The organism is Paenibacillus sp. FSL L8-0436 (genome assembly GCF_038593025.1).
GTDB lineage: Bacteria > Bacillota > Bacilli > Paenibacillales > Paenibacillaceae > Paenibacillus_AQ.
Genome location: NZ_CP151955.1, coordinates 3,234,512 through 3,253,032, shown reverse-complemented (window position 1 = coordinate 3,253,032; position 18,521 = coordinate 3,234,512). Strand labels below are relative to the sequence as shown.

Sequence of the window (18,521 nt, the reverse complement as noted above, 5' to 3'; positions counted from 1 at the left end):
ATAATTTTAGCATGTAGCCCCATCATTTCCCACTATATAAAACTATAGGGAAGTGCTAAAACAATGACATCCGGGTCGCGACAGAAACAGCTTCTGAGCTGGATCGAACATCCAACTTATCAAAAATAATTTTCTTATGATGATTCACTGTACTCTCTTTAATTTTTAATTCTGAGGCAATCGCTTTTCCAGTCAGTCCTTGAGAAATCAGTTCAAGTACGTTTAATTGACGTTCACTTAGTTGTGCTGAAAGCTGTTCAGCGGCCTGATTTACAAGCTGGTCCTGGTAATTGATCAACATATCTGCCGGAATCAGCTTGGCAATCGCGATTAGTTCACTTTTCATATCCGCATTAATCGTGGAGACATCGAGATAACCAATAATTTCTTGATTAATAATTAAAGGAATCGAAAAACAATGCCAATCTTTAAAAAAAGGGTTCACATGATCTTCAGGCAGTAAATACACGGGACAGCCTTGGGCAATGGCCTCTGATATTGCATTTACACCACAATGATCCTCTGTAAAAAGCATCCCTAAGTGAATAGGCGACCTGCTCACTGTTCTCTCCAAGTTAGGGCTGTAATCCATCGCGAGCAGAACTCCCTCTTCATCCGTAAGAAGAAATAAGAAGGTGCCGGAAAGATGTTCTTTAATATTGAATATACAGTCCTGGAAAACTTCAATTAAAAGTTGATTCGGAGCACTTCTCCGGATAAATTGCTGCGTATTCGATAGCAAGCAGTCTTCTTTTCCAAGTCTGCAAGATGTATCGATGATATTAATCATTACTATATTTCTCCTTCCGTATATGCTCATCCAGATTGTGGATATTCCTTTAATACTTATCGGAATAACTGAAGGAGAACTTAAATTTTATGAATAACTCTCTTTAAATTTTAATCTTTGAAGTATATTTTTGCGGAGAATGCAAAAAAGCCGCCAAGGTTCTGGCGGCGCAAAACAAAGAATGAAGGGAGACACACTACATGATTACGCTCAGAAAAATCACGCTGGAAAACCGGCGTGCCATCTTTAATCTGGAGGTTTCAGAAGACCAACGCCGTTATGTTGCGTCCAATCTGTCAAGTATGGCTTCATGTTATGTTCTGACCACCAATGGGGGACATCCGTTTCCGTTTGCTATTTATACGGATCAGGAATTTCTTCCCACTGGCTGGTAAAGACATCGGCTTTAATTGTGAATTCCCTGCCCTCTTTCCTGACTTCACCGAACAAATAACCATCCCCGGTAAAGCCGGAAATCCAGTCCTTGCTCACCGGCTCGAAGCCTTCGGTATCCAGGATGGGCTGGAGCAGCTTATACAGCTCCTTCTGGTATTTGCTGCCGTCAGAGATCTCCCACAAATCTATCGCTTCCCTGTTTACAAGACTTCTCAAGGGATTGCCGGAGATAGCGTCATACACCGTTCCGGTAAACGGATTGATTTTATAGGTGTTGCCTTGCCCTTCGCCGTTCGGCGGATCTGTGAAATCCACAGTGTATTGGTCGCCGTCTCTGCCAAAGGTCCAGCCGGTTGCCGGAAGCCTTTGTTCCATCATGGACTTGATCTCTTGTTCGCTGAGCGGCGGAGCAATGAACGAGCCATAGTACATCTTTACGCTGTCAAGGGTCAGGTCCTTGCCGTAAACGGCAACAACATCGAGCGGAAATTCAGTCATAGACGCAGCGCCGGCCAAGCGGGCCACAATACGGCCGCCTGTCAGCTCATATGAAACTATGGCGCCAAATCCGATCTTCTCCCCCCATGCTGCCTCCGTGTAATCATAAACTTTGCTCATATGCTTTCCATCCAGTTCAGCAGATACATAGGTATGGTTATCGCGGTGTGTAATGGAGGATTTCAGCCTCTGATTCAGCGCTTCGACCGGATCCTCCACCACAAGCTCTTCCAGGGTAACAGGCTGCAGAACATGAATGTCATTCATATAAAGTCCTGTTCCGGTGCCGGTCGTAATACGAATGAAGATTTCTTTAGTACCGTCCCCGTTCAGGTCGGCTTCATCAATAAGCGGAGGCCGCGTCTCGTCTTCACCGGCATCCCACAAGAACGTGCGGCTCACTTCAGCCCGTATATTAACTGTGACTTCATGCAACAGCGTATTCTCCCCTGTGGGCCTAGCGGTCACAGTGATCCCGTTTTTCTCTCCCAACAGGGTCCCTTTGACACCGGATGCAGGGGTATCTTTATCCTGTGAAGCTGCCGGGGAAGCAGCAGGAGCACTCTTCTCCGGGACCGGCGCAGAAGTCAGCTTGGCCCCGGTCAGGGTACAGCCGCTTAAGAGAATAATTACGGCCAGGCCCAACAGCGTGTTCTTTACTGTGATTTTCTTATGCCTTGTGATCATAATTATCCTTCTTTCCATTTCCTTTTTACTGCTCGAAATGCCAGCTGCTCCGGCCAGACTGATCGGGCCAGGTAATGTTTCCAACAGTTTGAGAAGAGTCAGCGCGTAGCTTCTGTGGCATTCCGGTTCAAGATGTGTCAAGGCCAGTGCATCACATGCGACCTCCTGATCCGCTTTCATTTGGCGTACGGCATACCACAGCAGCGGATTGAACCAATGCAGGGCTAGCAGCAAGCTTGTCAGCAGATTCAGTGGAATGTCACGGCGTTTCACATGCGCCAGTTCATGGAGAAATACATGGCGGAGCCCGCTTGCCTCCAGAGTATGCAGCGTGGATGCCGGCAGCAGCAATTTGGGTCGCATAACGCCGAGCAGCGCCGGGACGGCAAGCTGCCTCGTCTCGATCAGCTTCACCGGACGACGCACCTGCAGTTCGCGCAGACAGGTTTCGAACAACAGCCGGATGTCCGGAGAAATGACCTCCGGTTCCCGCCGAACCCTCACCGTGAAGCGCATTTGCGCCCGAACCGATAGGCCAAGTACCACTGCGGCTCCACCAAGCCATTCCAGTCCCAGCAAATATAGCGGCGTCCAGCCGACATCTGGAACCAGAGCATTACCTGCACCCGGCTGTATAACATTAACCGGCGAGGTCGGATTATCCGGTATTAGAGCCGCTGTCGTCGCTAGCGGTGAAAGTCCGGCACCTGCTGTTCCAGCGTCAGGCACGGAGCCGGATTCTCCACCGCTCAACCCGGCCTCAAGCTTAATGCCGACCATCGGCTGCGTTGACGGAATGGAGCCAGTCTGCACCAGTTCTTTCTCCAGCGGCAACAGATTAAAAATGCTGAACGCGCTTTCCGGTGCCCAAGGTATGGCCAACCTCACTATCAGCGGTATCCATAGTAGATACGTCCAGGCCGGTTTTAAACGATCCTTTAACAGAAACCGGGCAGCCAGGATCAGCAGAGCCAGTACGCTCGCCATCACGGACAGCGACATTACCTTGACGAACAGATTGTATGCAGCTTCCAGCAAGCAGCTCAGTCCTTTCGTTCATCCAAAATTCTCTTCAGTTCCTCAATATCTTCCCGGGACAACTTCTCATCCTGCAAAAAGTTGACCAACATCGGGCGCAGAGTTCCGCCGTAGATCCGTTTCAGAAACGATTGGGTCTCCGATTGAACGCATTCCTCTTCCCGTACAAGCGGGTAATATGAATACACCCTTCCTGTCTGGTTGTAACCGATGGCCTGCTTCTCGGTCAGACGCTTAATCAGTGTCCGTACCGTCTTCGGGTTCCAGTCCCGGCTGCCTTCCAGCGCTTCAATAATCTCACCTGCGGTGCGCGGGGCCTCTACCCACAGTACCTTCATAACTTCCCACTCGGCATCCGAGATTTTTGGAGTTTCCGTAGACATATTCTTTCCGCCCTTCTTTCCGTTTCATGACTACATTTGTAATCTGATGCCAATAATATACAAGTATATCTCATTTATGTCAACCGGAATCAGTTCTTATCTGCGAAGGTTTCATGCATGTTCAGCGTTTTCCGGCGGAACTGGGCCGTTCCCCACATTAACCCCATTGACGTTATAATCCACTAGTGTTATATTACACTCATGTAATATAAGGAGGAAGAAAATGTATAGTCTCTCCAACGTGGAATTCATCTTATTGCAAATTATTGCGGAATCCAAACAAGCGTCAGGTTACCAGATTAATAAGCTGATCGAGCAGCGGGGTTACCGGGAATGGGCGAACATAGGCACTACTTCTATTTACAACGGTTTGCAGAAATTGAAAGACAAAGGCCTGATCCGATCCGAACAATCGGGCCACAAATCTGGCAAAGGTCCTCTCCCGTCCACTTTTGTCATGCTGGAAGACGGTATGCACACTTTGAGAAATGAAGTCATCATTAGCCTAACTACCTCACGGGAACGGGATAACCGTTTCGATCTCGGGCTGGCGGCTCTCCCTTTTATCGGGATAAATGAAGCTGTAGAAGCATTGCAGACACGGCAAAATTTTCTGGAGGAGTCATTGAGGAACATCGCGCAGAAATATGAATCACAAGGCGGCTACCGGTTGCCGTTGCACGTCAGGGCTCTTTTTCTTCACCCGATGAGTCTCATCGAGAATGAAAAGATCTTTGTCGCCAATCTGATCAACGAACTAATAGGGCAATTGGAGGGTCAAGTTCATGAGGATTGAAAACTTTGCTCCTTATCAGGGAGAACACTGCGAGACCACAGCCATGGGTAATCTTCTTCAACATGCAGGTGTTCAATTATCGGAGCCGATGTTATTCGGAATTGGACAAGGATTGGGATTTATATATTGGGATTCGAAGGGAATGGACTTTCCTTTTATTGGAGGCAGAGCGAAGCCAGATGAACTGTCTGCATGCCTGGCATCCCGGCTCCAGTTGAACATGAAGGTGAAAGAAACTTCCTCTGTCACAAAAGCATGGCAGAACGTGCAAAGCTGCATAGAACAAGGTGTACCCGTAGGCCTTAAATTAGATTCATATTATTTAGATTACTTTACGAATAAAATACACTTTGCCGCCCACTATGCCGTGATCTACGGTATGGATGACGAATACGCCTACATGTCAGACACAGGCCAACAAGGCGGACTTGCAACCACGCGGTTATCCAGTTTGGCCATGGCAAGGAATGCAAAGGGATCCATGAGTTCCAGAAACCGTTCCTTTACGCTTGAACTGACAGGTGACCTTCCACCGCTTCTGCCTGCAATACGATCCTCTATTCTTAATAATGCGCACGACTATTTGAATCCGCCGATCCGTAATATGGGCAATAAAGGCATCGAAAAAATGAGCAATGAAATTCTGAAATGGCCTGCTCGCAGTAAGGACTTGGAGAAAGATCTATGTTTGACTGCTATGTTAATGGAAAAGGCCGGAACCGGAGGTGCCTTATTTCGCAACCTATACAGAGATTTTCTCAAAGAATGTGTAGAATTGTTCGGTAATTCAAAAATAGAAAAGGCTTATCTGCTGTTTACGGAAATCGCCCTCTTGTGGAACAATGTATCATCGTCAATTGACAATGCTGGAACAACCGGAAATCAGCAGGAGCTAAGACGGGGATCCGAGCTTTTAAGCGATATTGCCCAGAGAGAACGTTCCGCCATGGAGCTTTTATTGACAATTTAACTTCAGGACTGGAAAATACGAGCTGCCCGCGTCCAGCGTGGGCTTTTTGTGCTGGTTTTAGGTTTTCCGCTTATTGTCTAATTAGCGCACCTCCTTCCACCTGTCTGGAAACACAACCAGAATAAGGACAGCATATATTGCACTTAGCGAAGTTTTTATCCCAAATCCTTATTTTTTAAATTAAATTTCGTTCATTTAGATGAAAGCTATATTAAAAAAGTCACAATCTTCCGACATATTCTTATGAGCCTAATGGCTCAGAAAAGATTCGGGGGAGATGGTAATATGTTGCAACAAATAAAGAAATGGCGATTCGGTTCACCAAGCATAGCAAATACTTTGTCCATTGTACTTTTAGTTATTATTGTTGTCGTCTTCTCGATCTTGGGAACATTTATGTTTTCCAGCACTCGAAGCATACTTGTGAAACAACAAGAGTCCATGCTGCAGACCAAAACCCAGGCACTGGTAAGTCAATTCGATGCTCTATTTAAGGAAAAGGGTTCACTTGTTAAACAAATGTCAACGAATGATATATTTAAACAATACATTGAAACCACGGAATCTCCGGAAATGGCTCTAACTTCTCCATATGCGGATGAAGTAGTTAAGTCTTTGGCTGCCATTGTAAAAGCAGAGCCCTCCTTTGCAGATGCTTGGATTGCAAGTATTGACGGCAAAGGTTTTTACCTCTTGAACGACGGCAAGGCATCCGATGCAAAGTTTAATATTAAAGAACGGCCGTATTACAAGCCGGTAGTTGCAACAGACGGGCTGTACTATTCCGATCCTTATATTGACATCACTTCGGGTGAAATGCTGATGGGTATCTTTTATCCGATTAAGGATGACAACAATGCGTTAATCGGTTTTGCGGCGGTTGATATAGCATCTAAAAACATCCCTACCATTATGGAGAGCTATAAGCTCGGCAGCACCGGTTATTCCATTCTCGCCTCCAAAACAGGTGATATTCTGTATCACCCTGACGAGGCTAAGGTATCCAAGGAAAAGATTAATGAATTCCCTGGAGATCTTGGAGCGATCGGCAAGAAAATGATGGCTGGCGAATCCGGAGTACAACTGATTGATGACAACGGGGAAAGCCGTTACATCGGCTATGCTATCAGTAAAGATACCGGATGGTCCGTAGGTTTGACCATTACGGAGCGTGAAGTACTTTCAGAATTAAAAAAGTTCACCTGGGTTACGATTGGCGGATTTACTGCAGCTGCGATCCTGCTCGTTCTATTTTCTTATATCACGCTCCGTTACCTGCTCAGATCAATCCCCATACTGCTCACCAAAATCAAACGGGTGGAAAACGGGGATTTGACAGTTCAGTTTGATACCCATTCCAACAACGAAATTGGACAAATTTCAAACGGAATCTTCAACATGGTCCAGAAAATTCAAGGTATGCTCCAGATGGTTGGCACCTCCGCTGAGGTATTGAACCAGTCTTCCAAGGATCTGCAATCCATTTCTTCCAGAACGGCTATAACCATGAACGATACAGCGACGGCCATTACTGAGATTGCCAATGCAACCAATTATCAGTCGATCGAAACGGATACGATATTGCAAAAAACCGGATCACTATCGGGCCAAATTGACGAAATCGCCAGTGATGCCATAGCCATAGAGACGATGGTGCAGGCTTCTGCTGACCAAAGCGAGCTGGGGTTGGGTGTATTGGATCAGTTATCCAAGTGGGCGGAAGAGAATCACAACTCCACTCAGTCGATATCGTCAGCTATTCATGATATTGATCTAAGCCGCCATGAAATTTCAAGCATCGTGGATACAGTACATCAAATAGCTACACAAACCAATCTGCTGGCGCTCAATGCTTCCATTGAAGCCGCTCGGGCGGGAAAACAGGGCCGCGGGTTTGCCGTTGTTGCCGGAGAGGTTCGCAAGCTGGCGGAGCAAACCGCACAGGCCACACAGGAGATTGGCAGAAAGGTACATGAAATCGAGGAAAAAACTGTTGCATCCGTTAAATACACAGCACAAGGTCTTGAAATTGCTGAAGAAAACGCAAAATCTGTGGAGGCTACGAAGCAGGTATTCTTTAGCATTAACAAGGATTTGGAGGCCTTGAAATTGCGCATGATTCAGATCAGCAGCAACACTACCAAAGTCCATAAACATAAAGATGAAATTCTCCAGGCACTGGAAATCATCTCTTCCACTACAGAAGAGAATTCCGCTTCGACGGAAGAGGTTAGTGCAAGCACGCAGGAACAACTGGACAGCATTGAACAGGTCGCTGAACTATCCCAGCAACTCAGTCATTTGTCCAAAAAGCTTCAGGATGAGTTGAACCAGTTTCAGGTCGAATAGTGCTCAAGTTATCCCCTGTTAACTCGATAACAGAATCATGCTAAGCAGGCAGCGCGCACCGATAGTCCATCGGCGCGCGCTGTTTGTGTTTATTTATCTTTTTGATCCGCAGCAGCAAAATTTCAACAGGTATTCGTATCAATACTGTTGTTGTCTCTATTTCCTCTGCGCAGCTTACCCTTGAATATCGGCATAACCAGCATATATTGCAGTATAATAAGCGCCAGCGGAAGAATCAGCATCCATATATTCAGGTTAAACGGCATATAATCACCAGTCTGAAGAGATAGAACCCGCAAAATCCGTTCTGTAATAAACACCGCAAACGGAAGAGTAATAACATAGAGCAATACCAGCAGCGGTCTGTACACGTCAATCAGCAAACGGCTGATTTCGGCTGATTTGTAACCGAGCAGCCGGAGTATTTTCATATCCCGGGTACTGTCCTGAAAATTAAGCAGGAGAATCAGGTATATCAGTAAAACGCCAATTACAACGCCAATCATTTGATTAATGACAGCACTTGAACGACTTGAAACAGCGCTGCTTTCCAGCGCAGTTCTTTTATCCGCAGCAGTTACCACTTTAACATTGGCGGATGAATTCATTTCATCACTAAACTCCCCCGAATGCAGTGAACGCTCCACCTTCATCCAACCAGCGAGGTTATCTTTGGATGTATATATCGTATCCGTATCCCCGTTTTGACTGATCGTCTGAACGACAACCTCCACATTTTGCCGATCCAGTATAAGGTTGAGAGTATCCCCCTTCTTGATGCCATATAACCAGCTGAATGAGCGGCTGACAATGACTCCTTTCAGGTTATCCATCCTGAGTCCGTTATTATTGGCATCGAGCAGCGTGAACAGCATCCCCCCGCTATCGAGTCCCAGCATTTGCGCTGAGATGATACTGCCTTTCTTTTGCTTTAGTTGCACTTGTTGCTGGAGATAATACATCCGGGAGGATCTGGCATTCTCATCATCATTCTGAAATTCCGGATAGGTAATGTCATAGGTATAATCAATGCCAGCCATTTGGGCATTCATGGCTGTACCGCTGGATTGATATAAGGAATAACTTAGCAAGAACAACAAGGTAGTCAGCAGAATCGCACAAGCACTAAGGATTAAGGCATTCCATTTTCGCAGTGCAACACGGAACGGCAACCGCCACTTCTCCGGCAATAGATTAACTACCCGGTTGGCAGCCCGCAAGACACCCTTGACCGGCCGCGGCTGCGCTGAAATGTTTAACAAAGCATGGGTTTCTTGCTTCAAAAACGGAACCACTGCATAACACGTTATAAGAGCTGCTCCCCCGACTGAAAATAAGATGCCTTTAACGGCTGACCCGAAATGAATCCCCCGTTCAAAAAACGGGAAGGAATAAGTGCTTTCCAGCATACCCATGAGCACGTTGGATCCAAGATATCCTAACCCCATCCCCAAGAGGCAACCTATGCCTGCAATTCCGAAGGTAAACCTTATCAGGACAAAAGTTATTTGCCTCCCGGTAAAGCCAAGTGCTTTTAAACAGCCCAAATCTTGCTTGTGCAGCGACATGAATCGTTTAAAAAACATATAAAAGATGAAAAAAGATATTATACCGAGCACAATCAAAAAAGATTGCGCCAGTCCATTATTTGATTCCAGCGCCTTTTGCAGTTCTGTATCGCTGTCTATCTCAGCGGCCGATGCTAAATAAGAAAAAGCTGGTTCTGCCAGCAGGCTTTCCTTTGATAGGTGATCAACGCCCTCTCGCAAGGCTCCGGCATAATATTGACTTTCCTGCCCCTCTAGTCTGTCATAGACTTCCGGTAAGACAAGAACGAACGTAGCATCGGAATAATTTTGCTGAACCTCACCAAAAGGTATAAACGATAAGTAATCCGGCAAATACATTGAACCAGTAATCGTAAAGCTTACTTCTCCGATTCTCCATGAATCGCCAACTTGCAGGTTATTCTGTTGCAGAAATTGCGGCAAGACCGCAATTTCATCTACTTCCTCCGGAAGCCTGCCCTTCACGATATAGGGCATATTCAGCCGCCGAGGTTCGGTAAGCAAAAAATAAGTCTTGTTCTCACTCTTCACTTTCTTAATGCTGCGTTCTTCGGTAATCAGTTGATTCTCAAACCCCTTCAATACCTTGTTCTTGTCTGCTGTGCTGGTGAACTGGAATCTAACATCTTCCTGGTTTTGATTTCTCAAGTAGTAGTCCATATTCGTTACATTCCGGTCAACTGAAAATTGCACGAAAAAATACATAAAAGAGGTTAACAAAATAATCAACAGCAGCACTGCTCCATAAGCACGGTTTTGCTTCAACAGGCTAACTATTTGTTTTTTTAAATAGTGCAATTCAATTCTGCCCCATTCCCCTTCAGTCTGCACGCGCTATACCCAGCTTATTTGTTCCACAGGAATAGGATTCTTCTGATGTATATCTTTAATCATCGATCCGTCCTTAATCGTAATCACACGATCTGCGGTTCTCGCGATTTCGTAATTGTGGGTGATGAAAAGTACAGTTACACCATATTTAACACAAATCTGATGCAGCAAAGAAATAACCTTCCTGCTGTTTGTTTCATCCAGAGCCCCGGTAGCTTCATCACAAAACAGCATACACGGCTTCTTGATCAAAGCTCTGGCAATGGCTACCCGCTGTTGCTGTCCTCCCGACAGTTCGCCTGGATATTGGTCCAAAACACCAGAGATATCCAGCATCTCCGCCAATTCTTGCACAGAATACGCTCCACCCGATGCAGGCGCACCAATCCTGATGTTCTCTTCTGCCGTGAGATGGGAGAGCAGCAAATATTGCTGGAAAATCTGACCGATATCTTGTCTGCGAAAATCAGCAAGCTCATGTTCGCTGAATTGTGTAATGTCTTTGTCTCCGAAGAATACAGTTCCGCTGCTCGGCTTTTGTAATCCGGACATGATGTTGAGCAAGGTGGATTTGCCTGACCCGCTTGGCCCAATGATAACCGTGAAGCTTCCTTCCTCTATTTCCAGTGAAACCTCTTTGAGAATGAGTTCATTGTTCCTGTATTGCTTCGTTACCTCGTTAACTGTAAGGATTGTTTTCATAAGGGGGATGGCCTCCGAACAGATTATTTTGAAACCACTTGAACTGCTCCTCCAGAAATTCATCTGTAAGATCAACGGATAAACCCAGCACCCTCAGGCCCTCTAAAAATATCAGCAACTGATTGGCAACTATATCCGGGGAGGGTACCTCCGTCTCTTTCCGTTCATTGCCGTACTGGATCAGCCTGCTGAGAAAAGCCGCTGATTGTATGTACTGCTGCTGTAAGAACTCCCTGTCTGAATTGCTTTTGTGTGAGAGGAAAAATTCATAGGCTGCAGTCATCATGCTGTTATTAATCTGGCGCAGCTCCGCTTTTTGCCCGGACAAAAATAGCTCCATAATTTCACGATAGGGCTTGCCTGCCCCCATCATAGATTCAAAGATTTCCTCTGTATGTATGGCATTTGCACGCAACAGTTCGCGGAAGATATCATCTGTAGAGCTGTAATAACGGTACAAACCACCGCGGCTAATCTGGCACTCCTCTACAATATCGCTCATCGTCACAGCATGAAATCCTTTGCGAATGAATAACTCTAGTGTTTTACTCAGAATCAATTGTCTCTTTTCCACTGATTTTTTGGCCATCCTCATTCCTCCAATCGCTAAAAGAACTTCCACTCATAAATGTGACACCATTGTCGTTTTTAATTTTATGACACTACTGTCGTTTTTGTCAATGTACATTTGTCTGTCCACGACTGGATGAACGCTACTTTATGTTGAACATTACAGTATAACCAATCCGTCTATCCTCGTGGTCAAAAACTGTGCTAAAATCACTTATACTAGGCATTTGAACATCCGCATTAAATTACTAGAGGTGAAAAAAATGGGACAAGGCTACAAACTGACCTGTGATCACTGTACATACAATGTAGATATTTATATTGGAATTGGTTTCTATTATTTTAGCTTGGAGTCCATTGCCTCATTTGTAAAAGACCTTGCGCTCAAACAACAGATTGAACATTTTCAAAAAGATCCTTCCACAACCTTCGACGCTTATAAAGCTTTATATGTCTGTCCATCCTGTAATGCCGTCCGAAATGAATTATTTATGAACATGCGCTCGGGCACATCTCAGTTTGTAACGAACTATACTTGTAAAAGATGCAAGGATACCATGAGGCTTACACCCTTGGAACATTTGGTGCCTGTTCATTTGAGTTGCCCGGAGTGTGAACATGGAAAGTTGGAATCCACATTTTTTATGGACTGGGATTAGTCTTTGTGGGGAATTCTGTGAAGCATTAAAATGAGGAGTTGTAAAATGAATAGATTTTATGAGGCATTATCCTATGTAAAAGAACTTTTGTATGAACCTAATCAATTAACGATAGCATCCGTCCGGGAAGAACCCCAAAATTCAGATTATGGGGCTGGTGTATTCCAGCTGAATTCTAAATCGGTCAGATTCAGAGTTGCCAAAATAACACCAACCAAAACAGGACAATTTGTCGCAATATGGGAAAAGGATTGTCATCATAAAAACCAAGCCTTTTCCTATGAAAAGGCCACAGACTTATTGGTTATTAATACTTTTGATGCACCTAATAATCGCTTTGGACAATTCGTTTTTCCAAAAGAGGTTCTTGTGAAACATAATATCCTTACAACAACTGAGGCAAATGGAAAAATGGCCCTTAGAGTCTACCCTAGTTGGGATACCCCCACCAGCAAACAAGCTATAGCTACACAAAGCTGGCAGTTACCCTATTTTAGGGTTGCTCAGAAGGGCGATTTATTACAAAACAAAAAATTAATAGAATTATACTCCAGCTGATCCCATGTGCCGCTTGTAGGGGCTGCAATCTAGCCTTCCAGAATTCTGGTCATATACAAGCCCGGATCGGCCATAAACTCTGCGAATTTAGCCAAAGGAGCATATTCCTGGTGCTCTACATCGTAGTAGCCGATCTTTTGTGAGCCCGGGTGCCACACGATAAGGATATCCGTGTAATTGCCTACTTCTGCCGACAGGCGCAACAGCTTTTGCCGGCCGGACTTCATTTCAATCGTGTCCGTCAGGGTGAAGAAGTCGATGTAATCGACCCCATATTCGTTCGCCGGAAGCTTCACACGCAGATTCTCTCCGCTTAAGAAAGAGGTCAATGCTGCGGGAAGCTTATAGCTTCTAAGGGTATGCAGCTTATTGTGCAAATCATGAAAATCCGCAGGCTCCAGTGACTTCAGCAAATCTGCCATTTCTGTATTTTTACTAGCGACAGCAATGGTGTATGCACGTTCTCCGTCTTTTTCGGCGAGGGTTACATCCGCACCGCGTTCAATGAGGGTTTTGACCATGGTCAGATCATTTTGCCTTGCCGCAACGGTAAGCGGGGTCGCCCGGTATGGATAGACCATGTCAGCCTCGTTGTAATTGACATCCACGCCCTGATCCAGCAGATAATGAACCAGCTTTATGTTATGGTCGGAGACTGCAGTACGTAAGGTTTTGCCGCCATATTTGCGGATATCCAGCCCCAGCTCTACAATAAGCGGGATATTCTTGGCGCCCCCGTAATAAGCTTCCTGATAGGCGCCAGACTTCACCCGGTTCAACAGATCCATACGCGCGCCTTGCTGATGCAAATAACGTATGGTTTGCTCGCTTCCATAACGAACGGCTGTTAGAAATGCAGGATTAACCGGCGCATTCAGCTCCGCGCCCTGCTCCACCAGCAGCTGGACGACGTCCAAACGGTCTTTGATAAGCGCCAATTCCAGAGGAGTAACCTTAGTGAATTTGCTTAGTTCTAGCTCAGTGTTGATGTCCAGGCCGTCTGACAATGCGGTTTGCAGCGCCTTGAGATTTCCTTCATAGATATGTAGGGCGATTTCCGGCAAGTTCTGAAAAGTTCCGATGCTGTTTAAGTTATACATGACGTTTGACTTCCTTTCCATCGCTTTTAGCGGGATCTCTCACCATAATCATAATAGATTATAGAGTATCTGCAAAATATTCATTCGGTCTGAGTTAAGTCAGTTTATTTCTATAAATCACTTTATTTACCTCATGTCTCACCGTCCTATGCCCTGCTTTAATCCCTTTACCGATAGCAATAAGCATTACATCCAGATATCTTTCGGAAATATTCAAAGTTGTCTTTAGCTGCCTGGAATCATAACCTGACATTGTAATCGTGTCCAGTCCGGCTTCATTCGCCAGCAACACAAATGACATAGCCGCAAGACTTACATCTCTGGTTAATTCCATCCGGAGGTCCTCTTCTGATTTACTGGCATAATATCCGATGGCCGCATTTGCCAGGTAGTCTCTTAATGATTCATCGAAATAACCAGCTTGAAACCCTTCCTCGTGAATCTGAATAATGTTATCGTCCTGGAACGCTTTATAATCACCAAGCATCACCAATACAGCGGAAGCGTCTGCCACTTGTTGTTGATTGTATGCGATAGGCAATAGTGACTTTTGGATATGAGGATCATCAATGATCAGGTACCGCACAGCCTGTACATTATTTCCATTAGGTGATTTGCTTGCACTTTCAATGAATGAAGCCAGCAGTTCCGGGCTGATTTTATAATCCGGATCATAATGCCGGACTGAATTCCGTTGTTCTAAAATATTTTTCACACTCATGTTGTTCACTCCCACCTTTATTTATCTTGCTTTTCAAATTATAGTAGTAAAGATTACACAGGAAAATAACGCACAAAATTGTGGTTTACCCACTTTTAAGTGCCTATTAGGGAGGAACGGGATTTGGTCCAATATAATTCAGGGATAAATATATTTATGAATATTGTAGGCGGTAAGTGGAAGTGTTTAATTCTTTTCTTTTTGAGCCGAAATCCGGTTAGAACCAAGGAGTTTTATGAGTATATTCCGGGGATCACACAAAAAGTATTAACCGATCAATTGCGTCAGCTGGAAAAAGACGGGCTTGTAAAAAGAGAGATCTTTCAGGAGGTTCCACCAAAAGTAGAATATAGTCTAACGGAGTTGGGCCAATCTTTTGTGCCCGTGTTAAATACAATGTGTGACTGGGGCCATGAATATGCAGTGTTGAAGGAAATAGAGCGAGACGGACAGTTTTACTGCACGCACCAAAATAATCCTCAATAGCAGGACATAAGGTGGTGTATCGGTGGGGGCCTTCCAGTTGTGCCGGATAGTCCCCCCGATCATTACTAGAGCTAAACAGCTTCCTTCTCAAGGGGGCTTACAAGCTCTGTTTGTCTTTTAATTGCATGGTTGCAATACAGGTGTTGTCATTCTCAAAAGTGGAGATGGCGGATTCTGCGGTTTTCCCGTCATGCTCTACCGTTATATGGTATGTTTTGTCCCGCGGCAGCCACAGATCAATAAATCCATTGTCTTGTGATTTCATTGTGGTTTTGTCCCTTACGGAGTTCCCCTCTGAATCCTCAATCGCTACACTGAACTCTTCATCCGTCATTTCGCCCTGACAGCCAGTCAGGCTATGGATTGCGCAAGGGTGTGTTTTATCTATGTAAGGCGCAATGGACAGAAAAAACTCATCCTCAGGCAGATTGTAGGTAATTTCTTTTGAATCGTCACCAGTCACGATAAGCTGCCCGGAAGTGATGGAAGCCGACTGGGCCGTTGTGTTGCCTGTACTGAAATCATGTACCATTTGTTTAATATTTGGTGCTATGTCATGTTCAGGTTTTTGTTTTTCGGTGTTTCCCGCAAATAGGTATGCCCCCAGCGCGATAGCAACTACTCCAGCAGCCGCCAGCGTTTTTTTGTTCATCTTCAATTCATCTCCTTGTCCGTTTATTTTATTGTAACCGAGATCGTACAATTGTGCGCGTGGCACAGATGATATTCGCAAAAGAGTAACAATATCAAAGAAGGCCGGTTGTCCAACTCATCCTGAGTGGATACCGGCCTTTGACAAAGGAACAAAAAGATTATGACGTTATTACGCGTGTGTTTTTCCAGCGCAGCTTATACAGTTCAGGAAGCACAACTCCGATCAGCACTATAATAACGCCAGTCCACTGCAGCCAGCTTACATGCTCGTGCAGTACAAATGAGGACAGCAGAACTGCAACCGGCAGCTCGGCGGCACCAAGAATCCCTGCCATTCCGCCTCCAATATGGGGAACACCGATAGCAAACAGCACAGGCGGTATAAAAGCGCCGAACAAACCCAGCAGGAAACCATACAGCAGCAATTGTCCCCACAGCAAACCGTTAAAGATGAAGGTTGGCGGAAATAAAATGCATAATAATACAAATCCGCCGGTAATCATCCAGGCACTCCGGTAGGCCGGGTGTGCGGCAGGAACGGCTTTGCCGCTGAATATAATGAACATCGAATAGCTTACCGCAGACAGCAGGCCTAAAGTGAGCCCCAAGATATTGAAATGGGCGGCACCTTGATCCAAAATCCCCGCAGCCAGCAATGTTCCTCCGAACAGCAGCAGCAAAGTCAGCAGTGTAATTTTATCGGGACGCTGGCGTTTGCTTACAGCTTGAATCAATACGCTGATCCATGTGAACTGGAACAACAGGATGATCGCCAGCGATGCCGGAATATAACGGAGCGACTGATAATACAGCAGACCAGTCAACACTGTCGGAGCTCCGGCGAGCATGAGCAGCAGTCTATGCTTCCAGGTCAGTGCTGTTGACACACGCTGCGTTGCTGCGGCTGGAATGCCGCGGCTCTTTTGTTTGCGGTTTTCTTTGACTTTTGTATAGATAGCCAGCAGCCAAGCGAGTATGCAGCCAGTCAATAACTGTGTACCGACCACTTCCCCGAGCTGATATCCTTTTCCGTAAGCCAGCACAACAATTGTTGATAGGATACCATAGCTCATGGCCCCCACTAAGACGGATATGAGGTATTTCAAATCTTTCATATTTATTAATCCTCCTGAATCTTCTGAATCGGCCGCTGCACACAAAAAATCCTAACTCCGGGGACAAGGATCATAACATTTGATCCTTGTCATCGTAGTTAGGAAGAATAGGCTTCCTGTAGAAACCCTCGCCCTGTATGTAGCAAATGGCTGCGAGGTTATACGAGAACAGTATGTAGTTTTCTGTGTTTCGACTGTTCATATGTTACACGGCAAGTGAGCAGACGTCAACACTAATTTCTTTAAATTTGTGATTTTGTCTTAGGAACCCCTATCTAGCAATGGAACTGAAGTGTTACTCTTCATCACAGGACGTTTCCTGACGATGATAGATATATGCTGATATTGCCAGGAAAATTATGGAGGTACCGATGAAGATCAATCACAGAAAAGAACCTTTCCGATACACCTTTAAAGAGCCGGTCTCCTTCAACTTGTTTATTGTAAGCATAAATGGAATACCCGCTCCCGCCAAACCCGTACAGGCGCTCATGTATGACATCAGCCGTTCAGGTTGTGGTCTTAAGATGCCGCTTGCGCTTAGAGTAGACAGCAATCAAATCCGGGTCAGCTTAAATCTCGTGCTGCATGAAGAACCATTGCAGTTGGAGGGCACGTTGCGCTGGGGCCGTGAGGAAGCAGATAATCATTATTACGGCGTTCAGCTGGACATCCCCGTACATGAACGCGACCGGCTTCCGCGTGAACTCCGGCTGCTGGCCGGGCAAAGCAAAATCATTGTCAAATAGAGGGAATGCGGCGTCAGCTCCTTGACAACCTATGCCGCAACTGATTGACATCCCTGATGGGCGGCTGCCCGAAGAGGCGGGCATATTCCCGGCTGAATTGCGACGGGCTTTCGTATCCCACCTGAAATGCCGCCTCTGCGGCTTCTGTGGTCTCTGACAACAGGAGTCGCCGGGCTTCCTGCAGCCGGACCTGCTTCAGATACTGCAGGGGACTCATCGCAGTAACTTCTTTAAAATAATAGTGGAGCGAAGATACACTCATGTTGACCATTTTAGCCAAATCATGTATTTGAAGCCGCTGACAACAAAAGACTTGATAGACGCTCCCTGTTCCCCTTGCATGACCCGATACAAAATCTCCCGGATCAGCCGAATGCCAAGATACGGCCGAAATGCCGTCGCCTCCAAAATTTGACCTTTGATAGGGAGATGTACGGATGCCAGCAAATACGACCTCGGGTCATAACGGTAGCTCTCCTTGGCCAGCATTACTAATTTGCTTCCCAGGGCAATCATACAAAGAGCCGGCTCATAGATCGCGAACTGCGGCTCCTGCTCGCAGGAAGCGCGGAATAAATGCAGCGAAGGTATTGCACTCCAGTGCTTTCCATCGGTTCTTGAATGCCGTTCAATCAAGGAAGCCAGCTCCCCCTGCCCTTCTAGGGACAGTTCTTCTTCCGGTTGTGTCTGGTTCATCTTTCTCTCTCTTTACTGTAATCCAGCTTGGAGAATTAGGCGAATTTCGCCGGGAGTTACTGAATCCGAGCTGGCCCACAGCATTTCGGAGGAGTATGCGAAAGAACTGATGAAGGAATACCGGAAGCAGGCACTCCCGGCCGAGGCTGTTGCACGGACAATCCTTTTTGCCATCGAACAACTGGCCGATACCGCTATAAATTAA

The 18,521-nt window shown here is 45.8% G+C and carries 16 protein-coding genes, 2 pseudogenes and 1 riboswitch; of the genes and pseudogenes, 7 read left to right on the top strand and 11 right to left on the bottom strand.

Going from position 1 to position 18,521, the window contains the following annotated elements:
* Positions 1 to 55: 55 nt before the first annotated feature.
* A complete protein-coding gene (locus NSS79_RS14895) occupies positions 56 to 790 on the bottom strand; it encodes a LuxR C-terminal-related transcriptional regulator (protein ID WP_342439925.1) in 735 nt (244 codons plus the stop codon).
* Between the two features lie 200 nt (positions 791 to 990).
* Here NSS79_RS14895 and NSS79_RS14890 point away from each other — a divergent pair.
* A pseudogene (locus NSS79_RS14890) lies at positions 991 to 1,158 on the top strand (N-acetyltransferase); the annotation flags it as partial.
* On the opposite strand, the gene NSS79_RS14885 reads toward NSS79_RS14890, so the two are convergent.
* Both NSS79_RS14885 and NSS79_RS14880 read right to left on the bottom strand, forming a co-directional pair.
* Positions 1,145 to 3,373: a M56 family metallopeptidase gene (locus NSS79_RS14885; RefSeq protein ID WP_342440377.1), complete on the bottom strand. Its 2,229-nt coding sequence runs from the start codon at positions 3,371 to 3,373 to the stop codon at positions 1,145 to 1,147. The pseudogene NSS79_RS14890 and the gene NSS79_RS14885 sit on opposite strands and share 14 nt — an antisense overlap.
* A gap of 41 nt (positions 3,374 to 3,414) precedes the next feature.
* Complete coding sequence (locus NSS79_RS14880; RefSeq protein WP_342439924.1) at positions 3,415 to 3,792, bottom strand: BlaI/MecI/CopY family transcriptional regulator; 378 nt, start codon at positions 3,790 to 3,792, stop codon at positions 3,415 to 3,417.
* Positions 3,793 to 4,015: 223 nt separating this feature from the next.
* Here NSS79_RS14880 and NSS79_RS14875 point away from each other — a divergent pair, with 223 nt between their 5' ends.
* The 3 genes from NSS79_RS14875 to NSS79_RS14865 all read left to right on the top strand — a co-directional run bounded on the left by NSS79_RS14875 (position 4,016) and on the right by NSS79_RS14865 (position 7,907).
* Entirely contained in the window at positions 4,016 to 4,588 is a 573-nt protein-coding gene (locus tag NSS79_RS14875; RefSeq protein ID WP_342439923.1) for a PadR family transcriptional regulator, read from the top strand.
* Positions 4,578 to 5,558, top strand: a complete 981-nt coding sequence (locus tag NSS79_RS14870; RefSeq protein ID WP_342439922.1) for a BtrH N-terminal domain-containing protein — start codon at positions 4,578 to 4,580, stop codon at positions 5,556 to 5,558. Before NSS79_RS14875 ends, NSS79_RS14870 begins: the two co-directional genes overlap by 11 nt.
* 285 nt (positions 5,559 to 5,843) lie before the next feature.
* Positions 5,844 to 7,907, top strand: coding sequence for a methyl-accepting chemotaxis protein (locus NSS79_RS14865; RefSeq protein WP_342439921.1), 2,064 nt, complete (start codon positions 5,844 to 5,846; stop codon positions 7,905 to 7,907).
* Positions 7,908 to 8,029: 122 nt separating this feature from the next.
* Here NSS79_RS14865 and NSS79_RS14860 read toward each other — a convergent pair whose 3' ends face one another.
* From NSS79_RS14860 to NSS79_RS14850, 3 genes are read right to left on the bottom strand one after another with little or no spacing between them, the layout of a single operon-like run.
* Positions 8,030 to 10,273 (bottom strand): FtsX-like permease family protein, encoded by a 2,244-nt coding sequence (locus tag NSS79_RS14860; RefSeq protein ID WP_342439920.1) that lies wholly within the window; start codon positions 10,271 to 10,273, stop codon positions 8,030 to 8,032.
* Positions 10,274 to 10,309: 36 nt separating this feature from the next.
* On the bottom strand, positions 10,310 to 11,008 hold the full coding sequence (locus NSS79_RS14855; RefSeq protein WP_342439919.1) for an ABC transporter ATP-binding protein: 699 nt from the start codon (positions 11,006 to 11,008) through the stop codon (positions 10,310 to 10,312).
* The gene (locus tag NSS79_RS14850; protein WP_342439918.1) at positions 10,986 to 11,597 is read right to left on the bottom strand and encodes a TetR/AcrR family transcriptional regulator; all 612 of its coding nucleotides are present in this window, start codon (positions 11,595 to 11,597) and stop codon (positions 10,986 to 10,988) included. Before NSS79_RS14850 ends, NSS79_RS14855 begins: the two co-directional genes overlap by 23 nt.
* Before the next feature lie 685 nt (positions 11,598 to 12,282).
* Between NSS79_RS14850 and NSS79_RS14845 the strand changes: the two genes are divergently transcribed.
* Positions 12,283 to 12,795 (top strand): MepB family protein, encoded by a 513-nt coding sequence (locus NSS79_RS14845; protein WP_342439917.1) that lies wholly within the window; start codon positions 12,283 to 12,285, stop codon positions 12,793 to 12,795.
* Between the two features lie 29 nt (positions 12,796 to 12,824).
* On the opposite strand, the gene NSS79_RS14840 is transcribed toward NSS79_RS14845, so the two are convergent.
* Positions 12,825 to 13,895, bottom strand: coding sequence for an ankyrin repeat domain-containing protein (locus NSS79_RS14840; protein ID WP_342439916.1), 1,071 nt, complete (start codon positions 13,893 to 13,895; stop codon positions 12,825 to 12,827).
* Between the two features lie 94 nt (positions 13,896 to 13,989).
* Positions 13,990 to 14,616: a nitroreductase family protein gene (locus NSS79_RS14835; protein WP_342439915.1), complete on the bottom strand. Its 627-nt coding sequence runs from the start codon at positions 14,614 to 14,616 to the stop codon at positions 13,990 to 13,992.
* Positions 14,617 to 14,739: 123 nt separating this feature from the next.
* Between NSS79_RS14835 and NSS79_RS14830 the strand changes: the two genes are divergently transcribed.
* Positions 14,740 to 15,102, top strand: coding sequence for a helix-turn-helix domain-containing protein (locus NSS79_RS14830; protein WP_038591044.1), 363 nt, complete (start codon positions 14,740 to 14,742; stop codon positions 15,100 to 15,102).
* Positions 15,103 to 15,199: 97 nt separating this feature from the next.
* Here NSS79_RS14830 and NSS79_RS14825 read toward each other — a convergent pair whose 3' ends face one another.
* Both NSS79_RS14825 and NSS79_RS14820 read right to left on the bottom strand, forming a co-directional pair.
* The gene (locus NSS79_RS14825; RefSeq protein ID WP_342439914.1) at positions 15,200 to 15,754 is read right to left on the bottom strand and encodes a CueP family metal-binding protein; all 555 of its coding nucleotides are present in this window, start codon (positions 15,752 to 15,754) and stop codon (positions 15,200 to 15,202) included.
* A 160-nt stretch (positions 15,755 to 15,914) separates the two neighbouring features.
* On the bottom strand, positions 15,915 to 16,871 hold the full coding sequence (locus NSS79_RS14820; protein WP_052092047.1) for a DMT family transporter: 957 nt from the start codon (positions 16,869 to 16,871) through the stop codon (positions 15,915 to 15,917).
* Positions 16,872 to 16,946: 75 nt separating this feature from the next.
* A riboswitch (purine riboswitch) is annotated at positions 16,947 to 17,057 on the bottom strand.
* Positions 17,058 to 17,242: 185 nt separating this feature from the next.
* Between NSS79_RS14820 and NSS79_RS14815 the strand changes: the two genes are divergently transcribed.
* A complete protein-coding gene (locus NSS79_RS14815; RefSeq protein ID WP_342439913.1) occupies positions 17,243 to 17,620 on the top strand; it encodes a PilZ domain-containing protein in 378 nt (125 codons plus the stop codon).
* A gap of 13 nt (positions 17,621 to 17,633) precedes the next feature.
* On the opposite strand, the pseudogene NSS79_RS14810 reads toward NSS79_RS14815, so the two are convergent.
* Positions 17,634 to 18,316: pseudogene (locus NSS79_RS14810) on the bottom strand (AraC family transcriptional regulator).
* Positions 18,317 to 18,521 lie beyond the last annotated feature (205 nt).

What these genes read in the sequence shown, in the direction of transcription:
- NSS79_RS14870 (WP_342439922.1), top strand. Translation starts at nt 4,578, where the DNA reads ATGAGGATTGAAAACTTTGCTCCTTATCAGGGAGAACACTGCGAGACC.
- NSS79_RS14825 (WP_342439914.1), bottom strand. Translation starts at nt 15,754, where the DNA reads ATGAACAAAAAAACGCTGGCGGCTGCTGGAGTAGTTGCTATCGCGCTG.
- NSS79_RS14895 (WP_342439925.1), bottom strand. Translation starts at nt 790, where the DNA reads ATGATTAATATCATCGATACATCTTGCAGACTTGGAAAAGAAGACTGC.
- NSS79_RS14880 (WP_342439924.1), bottom strand. Translation starts at nt 3,792, where the DNA reads ATGTCTACGGAAACTCCAAAAATCTCGGATGCCGAGTGGGAAGTTATG.
- NSS79_RS14835 (WP_342439915.1), bottom strand. Translation starts at nt 14,616, where the DNA reads ATGAGTGTGAAAAATATTTTAGAACAACGGAATTCAGTCCGGCATTAT.
- NSS79_RS14865 (WP_342439921.1), top strand. Translation starts at nt 5,844, where the DNA reads ATGTTGCAACAAATAAAGAAATGGCGATTCGGTTCACCAAGCATAGCA.
- NSS79_RS14885 (WP_342440377.1), bottom strand. Translation starts at nt 3,373, where the DNA reads ATGTCGCTGTCCGTGATGGCGAGCGTACTGGCTCTGCTGATCCTGGCT.
- NSS79_RS14850 (WP_342439918.1), bottom strand. Translation starts at nt 11,597, where the DNA reads ATGGCCAAAAAATCAGTGGAAAAGAGACAATTGATTCTGAGTAAAACA.
- NSS79_RS14855 (WP_342439919.1), bottom strand. Translation starts at nt 11,008, where the DNA reads ATGAAAACAATCCTTACAGTTAACGAGGTAACGAAGCAATACAGGAAC.
- NSS79_RS14815 (WP_342439913.1), top strand. Translation starts at nt 17,243, where the DNA reads ATGAAGATCAATCACAGAAAAGAACCTTTCCGATACACCTTTAAAGAG.
- NSS79_RS14820 (WP_052092047.1), bottom strand. Translation starts at nt 16,871, where the DNA reads ATGAAAGATTTGAAATACCTCATATCCGTCTTAGTGGGGGCCATGAGC.
- NSS79_RS14840 (WP_342439916.1), bottom strand. Translation starts at nt 13,895, where the DNA reads ATGTATAACTTAAACAGCATCGGAACTTTTCAGAACTTGCCGGAAATC.
- NSS79_RS14875 (WP_342439923.1), top strand. Translation starts at nt 4,016, where the DNA reads ATGTATAGTCTCTCCAACGTGGAATTCATCTTATTGCAAATTATTGCG.
- NSS79_RS14845 (WP_342439917.1), top strand. Translation starts at nt 12,283, where the DNA reads ATGAATAGATTTTATGAGGCATTATCCTATGTAAAAGAACTTTTGTAT.